Source organism: Streptomyces sp. NPDC091279 (genome assembly GCF_044757465.1).
Taxonomy (GTDB): domain Bacteria; phylum Actinomycetota; class Actinomycetes; order Streptomycetales; family Streptomycetaceae; genus Streptomyces.
In genome coordinates this window covers 900,190-911,617 of the sequence record NZ_JBIVVA010000001.1, presented here as the reverse complement: position 1 = coordinate 911,617, position 11,428 = coordinate 900,190, and the positions used below count along the sequence as shown (strand labels likewise).

The 11,428-nt window shown below is 73.0% G+C and carries 8 protein-coding genes; 1 reads left to right on the top strand and 7 read right to left on the bottom strand.

Annotation, left to right across the window (positions count from 1 at the left end; translation table 11 throughout):
* The 4 genes from ACIQOU_RS03855 to solA form a co-directional block, all read right to left on the bottom strand.
* Positions 1-1,128, bottom strand: a complete 1,128-nt coding sequence (locus tag ACIQOU_RS03855) for an ABC transporter ATP-binding protein (RefSeq protein WP_401533555.1) — start codon at positions 1,126-1,128, stop codon at positions 1-3.
* Positions 1,121-2,218: an extracellular solute-binding protein gene (locus ACIQOU_RS03850; protein WP_401533553.1), complete on the bottom strand. Its 1,098-nt coding sequence runs from the start codon at positions 2,216-2,218 to the stop codon at positions 1,121-1,123. Before ACIQOU_RS03850 ends, ACIQOU_RS03855 begins: the two co-directional genes overlap by 8 nt.
* 110 nt (positions 2,219-2,328) lie before the next feature.
* A complete protein-coding gene (locus ACIQOU_RS03845) occupies positions 2,329-3,312 on the bottom strand; it encodes a succinylglutamate desuccinylase/aspartoacylase family protein (RefSeq protein ID WP_401533655.1) in 984 nt (327 codons plus the stop codon).
* A gap of 5 nt (positions 3,313-3,317) precedes the next feature.
* On the bottom strand, positions 3,318-4,451 hold the full coding sequence (gene solA / locus ACIQOU_RS03840; protein ID WP_401533551.1) for an N-methyl-L-tryptophan oxidase: 1,134 nt from the start codon (positions 4,449-4,451) through the stop codon (positions 3,318-3,320).
* Between the two features lie 251 nt (positions 4,452-4,702).
* Between solA and ACIQOU_RS03835 the strand changes: the two genes are divergently transcribed.
* The gene (locus tag ACIQOU_RS03835; protein ID WP_401533654.1) at positions 4,703-5,449 is read left to right on the top strand and encodes an IclR family transcriptional regulator; all 747 of its coding nucleotides are present in this window, start codon (positions 4,703-4,705) and stop codon (positions 5,447-5,449) included.
* A 253-nt stretch (positions 5,450-5,702) separates the two neighbouring features.
* Here ACIQOU_RS03835 and ACIQOU_RS03830 read toward each other — a convergent pair whose 3' ends face one another.
* From ACIQOU_RS03830 to ACIQOU_RS03820, 3 genes are read right to left on the bottom strand one after another with little or no spacing between them, the layout of a single operon-like run.
* Positions 5,703-7,142 (bottom strand): NAD-dependent succinate-semialdehyde dehydrogenase, encoded by a 1,440-nt coding sequence (locus ACIQOU_RS03830; protein WP_401533550.1) that lies wholly within the window; start codon positions 7,140-7,142, stop codon positions 5,703-5,705.
* Entirely contained in the window at positions 7,139-10,045 is a 2,907-nt protein-coding gene (locus ACIQOU_RS03825) for an FAD-binding and (Fe-S)-binding domain-containing protein (RefSeq protein WP_401533549.1), read from the bottom strand. Before ACIQOU_RS03825 ends, ACIQOU_RS03830 begins: the two co-directional genes overlap by 4 nt.
* Positions 10,042-11,313: an aspartate aminotransferase family protein gene (locus ACIQOU_RS03820; RefSeq protein WP_401533547.1), complete on the bottom strand. Its 1,272-nt coding sequence runs from the start codon at positions 11,311-11,313 to the stop codon at positions 10,042-10,044. The genes ACIQOU_RS03825 and ACIQOU_RS03820 overlap by 4 nt, the downstream gene beginning before the upstream one ends.
* Between the last annotated feature and the right edge of the window lie 115 nt (positions 11,314-11,428).

The following is an 11,428-nucleotide window of genomic DNA, read 5'->3' as shown; positions in this document are numbered from 1 at the left end:
TCAGCCTCCGTGGGCCGGGTCGGCGAAGACGCTGACGTTCTCCGGGTCGGCGGTGAGGCCGACGTGGGCGCCGGGGGCGGGGGCGCGTCCGGAGGGCAGTTCGAGGCGTACGGGCTCGGCGGCGCCGTCGGGGCGGACGGTGACGCGGACGAGGGTGCCCACGTAGGTGACCGTCTCGACGGTCCCGGTGGCGAAGCCGTCGCCGGTGGGACACAGGGCGAGCCGGCCGGGCTGGACGGCGGCGAGGACGTGCGGCGTCGGAGGGGCCGGCTGCGGGCGGGCCTTGAGGAGGCCGCCGGTGGTGAGCTTGACCAGGGTGTGGTCCGGCGTGCGCTCCGCCACCTGGCCCGGCAGGAAGTTCGCGGCGCCGAGGAAGTCGGCGACGAACGGGGTGCGGGGGCGTTCGAAGAGTTCCTGCGGGGTGTCGAACTGGTCGATCCGGCCGTCCCGCATGACCGCGACGCGGTCGGAGAGGACCAGCGCCTCTTCCTGATCGTGCGTCACATAGATGACGGTCAGGCCGAGTTCGCGTTGGATGCGCTTGATCTCGGTCTGGAGCTGGTCGCGGAGTTTCTTGTCGAGGGCGCCGAGGGGTTCGTCCATGAGGATGACCGGCGGCCGGTAGACCAGGGCCCGGCACAGCGCGACCCGCTGCTGCTGGCCGCCGGACAGTTCGCGGGGGCGTCGCCGGCCCATGGCGGAGAGGCCGGCCATCTCCAGGGTCTCGCCGACGCGGCGGCGCAGTTCCGCCTTGGGCAGGCCGCGCAGTTGGAGCGGGAAGGCGACGTTCTCCCAGACCGTCATGTGCGGGAAGAGCAGGTACTGCTGGAAGACGAAGCCGAGGCCGCGTTTCTGCGGGGCGAGGCGGGTCACGTCGTGGCCGCCGACGACGACGTGACCCGAGTCGGGTTCGCAGAATCCGGCGATCATCATCAGGGTGGTGGTCTTGCCGGAGCCGGAGGAGCCGAGGAAGGTGACGAACTCGCCGGCCGCGATCTCCATGGAGACCTCGTCGACGGCGGTGACGGTGCCGTAGGTCTTGCGAAGTCGCTGGACGGACAGGGGTTTTCCGGTGCCGGTGAGGGGCTTGTCCACGGTGGGCAGGGGTTTCACGTCGGTCTCAGGCATGCGTCCACTCCTGCCACCGCTTGGCCACGGCGTCCTGGTTCTTGATCCACCACTCGACGTCGAGGTCGAAGCCGGACTCCAGGTGCTCGGGTGAGCTGGCGAGGTTCGCGGCGGTGGTGGTGGAGAGCTTCTTGTAGGCGGCCGGTACCGCCGGGGCCATCGGGTAGATCTCGGCGTAGGCGGCCTGCACCTCGGGGCGCAGCGCGAAGTCGATGAGCTGGTAGGCGGCGTCGAGGTGGGCGGCGCCCTTGGGGATGGCGAGGCCGTTGCTCTGGCGGCGGGCGCCGTTCCACTGGTAGGCCAGCGGGGAGCCGCCCTTGATGAGGGCGTCGAGGCGGCCGTGCCAGACGCTGGAGGCGACGACCTCCTTGCGGGCGAGCAGCACGCCGGGCAGGGCGCCGGTGTCCCAGAACTTGCGGACGGAGCCCTTGATCTCGGTGAGGACCTTGAAGGCGCGGTCCACGTCGAGCGGGTACAGCTGGTCCAGGGCGACGCCGTCGGCGAGGAGGGCGAACTCCAGCTCGGGCAGGTCGGCGTCGAGGGCCTGGAGGGCGCGGCTGCCGGGGAAGGCCCGGGTGTCCCAGAAGTCGGCCCACGAGGCCGGCTTGTGTCCGTCGAAGGCGTCGGTGCGGTAGGCCATCACGCTGGCCCAGTAGTTCTTGCCGATGGCGTGGTCGGTCACCAGGGTCTTGGCGATGCCGGCCTTCTTGAAGTTCTTCAGCCGGTCGTAGTCGAGGGCCTCGGTGGCGCCCTCCTGCTTGAAGAGGACGAAGTCGGCCATCGAGTCGTCGATGACGTCGAACTGGGGGCGGCCCTGTTTGATCTGGGCGAGCATCTGGGCGTACTCGATGTTCACCACCTGGACCTGGATGCCGGTCTCCTTGGTGAACGGCCCGTAGACCGCCTGCTGGTTGGCGTCGCCGTAGCTGCCGCCGCTGTTGCGGACGACGAGCGTCTTGGAGCCGCTGGCGCCGCTCGCGGACCGGCTGGTGCCGGTGCCGCAGCCGGTGAGCGTGGTGGCGGCCAGGCCTGCGGCGACTCCACCGACCCCGCGCAGGAACGCTCTGCGGTCTGTCCGGACGTCTTTCACCGGGTACCTCCTGGTGGTGCGCTGCGTGGTGAGGGGTGCGTGGGGTGGGGCTCGTGCGGGCGGGTGCGGGCGGTGCGAAGCGGTGGGGTCAGTGGTGGGTCAGTGGTGGGTCAGTGGGGGTGCTCGCCGGGGGCCGGGACGGCGATGGCGGCGAGTTCGGCGCCGGGGGCGACGGTCAGGCCGCGCATGCCGTAGAAGACGCGTCCGGTGGCCGGGGTGTGCACCTTGTGCTCCTGGCTGTCGGCGGGGTCGATGACGTGGCCGATGACCTGGCCCTCCGTCACGTCGTCGCCTGCGGTGAACTGCGGGTACCACAGGCCGGTGGCCTCGGCGCTGATGCCGGCCGCCCAGACCCAGTCCCGCACGGGCGCCGGCTGCTCGGCGGCGGTGTCGAGGACGCCGAGTCGGCCGAGGACCGCGTACAGGCCGGTGACGAGGCGCTCGGCGCTGTCCGCGTCGCGTTCGCCGAGCTGGCCGGTCTCGACGAGGATCGCCGGTATCCCCCGGCGGGCGGCGGCCGCGTGGCTGTTGCCGCCCTCGGCGTTCAGGCCGACGATGACGTCCTCGATGCCGAGGGCGGCGGCCATGTCGGCTGTCCTGGCGTCGAGTTCGGGATCTCCGGTGCGGCGGTAGCCGACGAAGTCCTTGAGCACCTCGTCGATGCCGCCCGAGTGGAGGTCGACATAGGCGTCGGCGCCGTCCAGCAGGTGGGTGAAGAGCCAGGCGGCGAGCCGTTCGGTGGGGCTGCCGTCGGGGTCGCCGGGGAAGACCCGGTTGATGTTGACGCCGTCGAGCGGGGAGACGCCGAGACGGCCCTGGTAGACGGCCGGGGGGTTGGCGACCGGGCAGATCACGACCTGGCCGTGCACCTCGCCGGGTTCCAGCAGGGCCGCGAGCCGGGTGGCGGCGTCGACGCCGGTGAACTCGCCGCCGTGGACGCCCGCGGTGATCAGGACACGGGGGCCGGGGCGGGCGCCGTTGACCAGGGTCAGGGGGATGTCGACGGTGAGGGTGCCGAGGTCGGCGGGGACGGTGCCGCGGGTCTTGGTGTGGGGCGCGGCGTGCAGGGCGCCGATCGAGAGGGTGCCGGTCATGGTGCTCACGCCTCCGCCCGGTCGAGGGTGGAGAGGAAGCCGGTGGGGTGCGAGGAGGCGCCGTCCAGGGCGAGGTCGGCGGCGATGTCGCCGTAGGCGGGCGAGAGTTTGAAGCCGTGTCCGGAGAACCCGGCGAGCAGGACGACGTCGTCGGCGCCGGGCAGCGGGCCCACCAGCGGGCGGCTGCTCTCGGTGTAGCCCTCCATGTAGACGGAGAGGCGGACCGGGTCGGGGTTCAGGTCGGGCAGGTGGCGGGCGATCAGCTCGGTGAAGATGTCCAGTTCCTCGGGGGCCACGTTCCGGTCCAGCTGGTTCGGGTCGCCGACGGGGCGGTGCAGGGCCCGGGACAGGCCGAGCTTGACGGAGACGCCGTCCGGGGAGGGCAGGCCGTAGCAGTGCGTGGGTGCCGTGCGGATGAAGGCGGGGCGTTCCGCGCCGGACCAGGCGTCGGTGGTGGGCACGTACCAGGCGCTGAGCAGGCGGCGGACGTCCACCTCCCAGGGCAGGTCGGGCAGCAGGTCGTTGACCCAGGGGCCGACGGTGACCACGGCGGTGTCGAAGTGCTCGCTCCCGGCGTCCGTGCGGATCTCGACGCCGCTCGCGACCGGCACGATCTCGCGGACCGGGGTGTAGCGGTGGATGACCGCGCCCAGCTCCTCGGCGCGGCGGGCGGCGGTCTGGATCGTCAGCTCGGGGCGGATGAAACCGGCCCGGCGGTCGAGCACCGCCGCGTCGCCGTCCTCGGTCCTGAACTGCGGGAAACGGCGGGCGAGGGCGTCGGCGTCGAGCACCTCGTGGTCGAGGTCGTGCTCCGCGATCGACTCCAGGACGGTCGCCATCTGCTGATGCTTCGTCGGCCCCATGAGCAGGCAGCCGCTCAGGCGGCGCAGTTCACGTCCGGTCTCCTCCTGGAGCTGCTCCCAGAGGGCGTCGGCGTGCTTGAGGAGCGGGACGTAACGGGAGTCCTCGAAGTGGGCGCTGCGGAAGATCCGGCTCTCGCCGCCGGCGGCGCTGCGGTCGTGGCCGGGGGCGAAGCGGTCGTAGCCGACGACCTCGGCTCCGCGGGCGGCCAGCCGCCAGGCGGCCTGACTGCCCATCGTTCCGACGCCGACCACGGCGACTCGCTTGCTCGCAGACACGAGGCTTCCTTTCGTCTCCCGGTGCGGTGATGCTGGGCACCAGGTAGCGGATTGCTTGATTCCGGATGCGAGCGGCCAGAGGCGCCGGCTCAGTCGTCCCGGAGAGCGGGGGGCTTCGCGCCGACCCCCTCTCCGTGCCACATTGTGGAACGGCGTGCTAGAATCTGGCACGAGAATGGCAGTGTCGCCAGGAGGCAGTCAAGGGGTGTACACGTGGAGCGCGCAGAGTTAACGGGGGAAACCAGATGGAAATGAAGAGCGTGACGAGGTCACTGCGCATCCTTGAGGCGGTCGCGCAGCACCAGCCGGTCACCGTGGGGGAACTGACCAAACTGTTCGGCCTGCCCAAGTCGACGGTGCAGCGCACGCTGGTGACCCTGAGCGAGGCGGGGTGGCTGCGGGCGAACCGGAAGGACACGACGCGCTGGGAGATCGGGGCGCGGGTGCTGGCCGTCCGCCCTGCGGCGCTTCAGGGGTCGAGTCTGTTCGCGGCCGCGCGGGAGCCGATGATCCGGCTGCGGGACGCGGTGAACGAGACCATTCACCTGTCGGTGCCGGACGCGTTGCAGTGCATGGTGGTCGTCGACCGGGTGGACTGCACGCACGCGGTGCGGACGTTCCATGCCATCGGGGACACCTCGCCGTTGCACGCCACCGCGACGGGGCGGGCCGTTCTCGCGTACACGCCCCGGGCCGATGTCGACGAGTTGGTCGCGCGCGGGCTTGAGCGGTTCGGGGAGGCGACGCCGACCGACGCGGGGCAGTTGCATGCCGAGTTGGAACGGGTGCGGGCCGATGGCTGGTCCGTCAACCGGAATCAGCATCGGCCCGATGTGTGTGCGGTGGCCGCGGCGATCCTGGGGGAGGACGGGGTGCCGCTCGCGACCGTCGCGATCTCCATGCCGGATTCGCGTTACGACGCGTCGCGGCTGCCGGAGTTGGGGGGGCTTGTCGCGGACACCGCGGCGGAGATCGGGGTGCGGCGGCACGGGGGGTAGGGGGGTGGGCGTGGGGTCGGGTGCGGCGACGTTGTGACGGGGGGGTCACGCCCTCGCGGCGGGGCCGCGTGCCCACCCGGGGGGGGTGGATCGGGTTGTCGGGCGGGTGCGGCTCCGTCGTGGCTGGTCGCGGCCGCGCGGCGGAGCCGCATATCGATACAGCCCCGCGCCCCTTTCCGGCGTTGCCCGGCCGTGGGCTGGAAGCTCGGTCTGCTGGTGTTGGTAACAGGCCTGCCGGGCAGGGCTGTTGGGGTTAGCGGACCGGGACTGCTATGTACTGGTATTCCAGGAACTCTTCTATTCCTACGCGGCCGCCCTCTCGGCCCAGGCCTGATTGTTTGATGCCGCCGAAGGGGGCTGCCGGGTTGGAGACGAGGCCGGTGTTGAGGCCGACCATGCCGACTTCGAGGCGTTCGCTGACGCGAAGGGCCCGGTCGAGGGACTCGGTGAAGAGGTAGCCGACGAGGCCCCAGGGGGTGTCGTTGGCGCGGCGGACGACCTCGGCCTCGTCCTCGAAGGTGAGGAGGGCGGCGACCGGGCCGAAGATCTCCGTCTCCATCAGGCGGCTGCCGGCGTCGACGTCGGCGAGCACGGTCGGCGGGTAGAAGCAGCCGGGCCCCTCGGGGGTACGGCCCCCGACGAGCACCTGGGCGCCGCGATCCACCGCGTCGGCGACCAGTTCCTCGACCTTGGCCCGTCCGGTCGCGTCGATCAGCGGGCCCACGTCGACGCCGTCGCGGGTGCCGGGCCCGACGACGAGGGCGCCCATGCGCTCGGCCAGCCTGCGCCCGAACTCCTCGGCCACCGACCGGTGGACGAAGAAGCGGTTGGCGGCCGTGCAGGCCTCGCCCATGTTGCGCATCTTGGCGACCATCGCGCCGTCGACGGCGGTGTCCAGGTCGGCATCGTCGAAGACGATGAACGGCGCGTTGCCGCCCAGCTCCATCGAGGTCCGCACGACGGCGTCGGCGCACTGGGCGAGGAGCAGCCGCCCGACCTGGGTGGAACCGGTGAAGGACAGTTTGCGGATGCGACCGCCGCGCAGGAGCGGTTCGCACACCTCGCCCGCGCGGGAGGTGGTGACGACGTTGAGGACGCCGTCCGGCAGCCCGGCCTCCTGGAGGATCGCGGCGAGGGCGAGGCTGGAGAGCGGGGTCTGCGGGGCCGGCTTGAGGATCATCGTGCAGCCGGCGGCGATCGCCGGGCCGATCTTGCGGGTGCCCATGGCGAGCGGGAAGTTCCAGGGCGTGATCAGCAGGCAGGGGCCGACCGGGCGGCGGGTCAGCAGCATGCGGTTGCGCCCGTCCGGCAGGACCCCGCCGCCCCCGTCGATGCGGACGGCCTCCTCGGAGAACCAGCGGAAGAACTCCGCCGCGTAGGCGACCTCTCCCCTGGCCTCGGCCAGCGGCTTGCCCATCTCGGAGGTCATCAGGTGGGCGAGTTCCTCGGTGCGGTCGAGGAGGATCTCGTAGGCGCGGCGCAGGATCTCGCTGCGGGCCCGGGGTGCCGTCCGCGCCCACTCCTCCTGGGCCCGCACGGCCGCGTCCTCGGCGAGGCGGGCGTCCTGGGCGCCCGCGTCGGCGACCCGGCACAGGATCTCGCCGGTCGCGGGGTCGTCGACCGGCAGGGTGGCGCCGTCCAGGGCGTCCACCCAGGTGCCGCCGATGAACAGCTGTGTGGGGGTGTCGGTCATGAGGTCTCTCCTGGTCGAACGGCGGCGGGGTCGAGGAGTTCCGCGAGGTGCAGGGCGCGCACGCCCCGGTCACCGGCGAGGTGGTCGATCTGGGTGGCGCAGCTGAAGCCGTCGGCCACCACGACGGTGCCGGTGGCGTCGTCGACACGGTCGAGCCGGGGCTTCAGTGCCAGGTCGGCGACGGCGAGCGAGGTGGCGTGGTGCTGTGCCTCGAAGCCGAAGTTCCCGGCGAGCCCGCAGCAGCCCTCGGCCTCGTCGACGGCGCGGACCCCGAAACGGCGCAGCAGGTCGGCGGGGCGGCAGGTCTGGAAGGTGGCGTACTCGTGGCAGTGGGTCTGTAGGACGACGTCCCCGGGCAGCGGCGGCGGGCTCCAGTCGGGTGCGGCGAGGTCGGTGAGGGCGCCGGTGAAGGTCTGGACGCGGTCGGCGACGCGCCGGGCGGCCGGGGTGCCGAGGAGTTCGGGGACGTCGCGCTTGAGGGCGGCGGCGCAGCTGGGCTCGGCGACGATGATCGGCCGGTCGTCCCCGTCGTCGTCCAGGTGGGCGACGGTGCGGGCCATGACCGTGCGGGCCACGGTCAGTTGGCCGGTGCTGACCCAGGTCAGGCCGCAGCACAGGCCGTCCCGGGCGGTGGTGGGGATGCCGGCGTCGGCGAGGACGCGGCGGGCGGCGCCCGCGACGTGCGGGCGGAAGGCGCGGGTGAAGCTGTCGACGAAGAACAGCGCCTTCGCCGGTGTGCCGCTCTCCGCCTCGCGCAGGACCCGGCGCAGGGCGCGCCGGGGAGCGAAGGCGGGGATCGTGCGCCGGGTGGTCACGCCCCCGAGCCGGGCGAGCAGTCGGCCGAGCGGCCCGCGCAGCAGCGCGTTGAGCGGCCGGGCGACGTATCCGGCGAGGCGGGACGTCAGGGGCAGCCAGCCCAGGGAGTAGTGGGAGCGCGGCCGTATCCGTCCCCGGTAGTGCTGGTGGAGGAACTCGGCCTTGTAGGTGGCCATGTCGACGCCGACCGGGCAGTCGCTGGAGCAGGCCTTGCAGGACAGGCAGAGGTCGAGGGCGTCCCTGACCTCGGTGGAGCGCCAGCCGTCCTGGACGGTCTCGCCGCGCGCCATCTCCTGGAGGAGGCGGGCGCGGCCCCGGGTGGAGTCGTTCTCCTCGCCGGTGGCCCGGTAGCTGGGGCACATCACGCCGCCCGTGTCGCTGCGGCACCGGCCGATGCCGACGCAGCGGCGTACGGCGCCCTCGAAGCCCTCGTCGTGCGGGAAGGTGAACAGGGTGCTGACGGGCCGCACCTGCGGTGTGTGCAGGGCGAGTTCCGCGTCGAGGGGGGCCGGGGCGACGATGATGCCGGGGTTCAGCAGCCCGTCGGGGTCGAAGGCCTCCTTGAAGGCGGCGAACGCGCGGATCAGCCGTCGGCTGTACATGACCTCCAGCAGTTCGCCGCGGGCCCGCCCGTCGCCGTGTTCGCCGGAGAGGGTGCCGCCGTGGGTGACGACGAGGGCGGCGGCCTCGCCGAGGAAGCGGCGGGCGGCGGCGCGGCCGGTGTCGGTGGCGAGGTCGAAGTCGATGCGGACGTGGACGCAGCCCGCGCCGAAGTGGCCGTAGAGCACGCCGGTCAGTGCGTGGGCGGCCAGCAGGGCGCGGAAGTCCCGCAGGTAGGCGGCGAGTCGGTCGGGGGCGACGGCCGCGTCCTCCCAGCCGGGCCAGGACTCGCCGCCGTCCACCAGTCGGGCGGCGAGTCCGGCGCCGTCCTCGCGGACCCGCCACAGGCAGGCGCGCTCGGCCGCGCTGTCCACGACCCGGCCGCCGGTCGTCCGGCCCCGGGCCTTGAGGACGTCGAGGAGTGCGGCGGCGCGGGTGGCGACCTCGGCCTCGTCGTCGCCGTCGAGTTCGACGTAGAGCCAGGCGTGTCCCTCGGGCAGTCCGGTGACGGAGTCCGGGCCCCGGCGGGCGCGCATGGTGGCGACGATCGCCTCGTCCATGCCTTCCACGGCGGTGGGGTTCCAGCCCAGGATCTCCGGCACGTCCTCGGCGGCGTCGACGACATCGTCGTAGCCGAGGGTCAGCAGTGCCGAGGCCGCGGGCAGGGTCACCAGGCGGACCGTCGCCGCGGTGACGACGGCGCAGGAGCCCTCGGTGCCGACCAGGGCGCGGGCCATGTCGAAGCCGTTCTCGGGCAGCAGCTGGTGCAGCTGGTAGCCGGAGACCTGCCGGGGGATGCGGCCCAACTCGGTGCGGATGGGGGCGAGTTCGGCGTCGATCAGGCGGCGCACGTCCGCTTCGAGGCGGGCGACGCGCTGCGTGTCGGCGGGGTCGAGGGCGTGCAGTCCGGTGTGGTCGGCGACGGCGCGGACACCGTCGGCGGTCACGATCTCCAGGGCCTCGACGTGGGAGCCGGTCCGGCCATGGCGCACGGAGCGGTTCCCGCAGGCGTCGTTGCCGATCATCCCGCCGATCGTGCAGCGGCTGTGGGAGGAGGGGTCGGGGCCGAAGGTGAGGCCGTGCGGGGCGGCAGCGGTGCGCAGGGTGTCGAGGACCGTGCCGGCCTCGACGCGGGCGGTGCGGGCGGCCGGGTCGATCTCCAGAACCCGGTGCATGGACCGGGAGAGGTCGAGGACGACGCCGGGGCCGACGGCGTTGCCCGCCATGCTGGTGCCGCCGCCCCGCGCGGTGAGGGGCACGCCGGTCTCCCGGCACGCCCGCAGCACCGCGCCCACCTCGTCGGCGTCCCGGGGGAAGGCCACCGCGCGGGGCGGGACCCGGTAGTTGGAGGCGTCGTAGGCCCAGGCGCCGGTGCCGGGGCCGGTCTCCAGACGCAGCCCGGGAGCCGTCTCGGCGAGCCGGGCGACCAGCCGCGCCAAGGGGTCACCCTCGGGGGCGCCCCCGGGACCGCTCAGGGCGTCGTTCATCGCGGGGACGTTCCCGACGAGGTGCCGGCCGCCACCGCCCTCCCCCACGCCGCGAGGCCCTCGTCCACCGCCGTCTCGTCGATCACCAGTGCCGGGATCATCCGGACGACTTGGTTCCAGGCGCCGCACAGCAGCAGGAGCAGGCCCTCGTCGACGGCGGCACGCTGCACGCGGGCGGCGGTGTCGGGGTCGGGGCCGCCGTCCTCGGTGACGAACTCGCTGGCCAGCATCAGTCCGAGGCCGCGCACGTCCCCGATGCCCGGTGTCCGCGCGGCGACCGTCTCCAGGCCCCGGCGCAGCCGTTCGCCCATGGCCTCGGCGTTCTCGACGAGTTTCTCGTCCCGGACGACGTCGAGGGTGGCGCAGGCGGCGGCGCAGGCGACGGCGTTGGCGCCGTAGGTGCCGCCCTGCGAGCCGGGCCAGGCCTTGGCCATCAGCGCCTCGGACGCGGCGATCGCGGAGAGCGGGTAGCCGCTGGCCAGGCCCTTGGCGGTGATGAGGATGTCCGGGGTGACACCGAAGTGCTCGTGGCCCCAGAACCGGCCGGTGCGGCCGACGCCGGTCTGTACCTCGTCGAGGATGAGCAGGAAGCCGTGCCGGTCCGCGCGTTCCCGCAGCCCTTCCAGGAACGCGCGGGTCGCGGGCACGTACCCGCCCTCGCCGAGGACCGGTTCGACGATGACGGCGGCGGTGTCGGCGGGCGAGGAGATCGTCTGGAGCGTGTAGTCGAGTTCCTGGAGGGCGAAGCGGGTGGCGGTGTCCTCGTCCCAGCCGTAGCGGTAGGCCGTCGGGAACGGCGTGACGACGACGCCGCTCATCAGCGGGGAGAACCCGGACCTGAAGCGGGTGCCGGAGGTGGTCATGGAGGCGGCGGCGACGGTGCGGCCGTGGAAGCCGCCGTGGCAGACCAGGATGTTGGGGCGGCCGGTGGCCTGCCGGGCCAGCCGCAGCGCGGATTCGACGGCCTCGCTGCCGGAGTTGGTGAAGAACAGGCTGTCCAGACCGGTCGGCAGCACCTCACCCAGTTTGTCGACAAGTCGCTGGAGGGGCCGGTGCATGACGGTCGTGTACTGGCCGTGGACGAGGGTGCCGGCCTGCTCCCTGGCCGCCTCGACGACCCGGGGGTGGCAGTGCCCGGTGCTGGTGACGCCGATGCCGGCGGTGAAGTCGAGGTAGCGGCGGCCGTCCTCGCCGTCCAGGTGGACGCCCTCGCCCCGGACCGCCACGACGGGCGTGGCCTGGCGAAGGTGCGGTGACAGTGCGGTCATGTTCGTCTCCCGGCTGTCTCTCGTGAACTGGATGTCCTGCTCCCCTGTTCCGAGCATCCAGGCCGTCGGGGAGGGCGACAACGCGTGAACTGTCCGGCGCGGGCGCCGTGTTCGG

Bases quoted from the DNA above. Each gene is read 5' to 3' on its own strand.
- ACIQOU_RS03855 (WP_401533555.1), bottom strand. From the start codon at position 1,128: ATGCCTGAGACCGACGTGAAACCCCTGCCCACCGTGGACAAGCCCCTC.
- ACIQOU_RS03845 (WP_401533655.1), bottom strand. From the start codon at position 3,312: ATGACCGGCACCCTCTCGATCGGCGCCCTGCACGCCGCGCCCCACACC.
- ACIQOU_RS03835 (WP_401533654.1), top strand. From the start codon at position 4,703: ATGAAGAGCGTGACGAGGTCACTGCGCATCCTTGAGGCGGTCGCGCAG.
- ACIQOU_RS03830 (WP_401533550.1), bottom strand. From the start codon at position 7,142: ATGACCGACACCCCCACACAGCTGTTCATCGGCGGCACCTGGGTGGAC.
- ACIQOU_RS03825 (WP_401533549.1), bottom strand. From the start codon at position 10,045: ATGAACGACGCCCTGAGCGGTCCCGGGGGCGCCCCCGAGGGTGACCCC.
- ACIQOU_RS03820 (WP_401533547.1), bottom strand. From the start codon at position 11,313: ATGACCGCACTGTCACCGCACCTTCGCCAGGCCACGCCCGTCGTGGCG.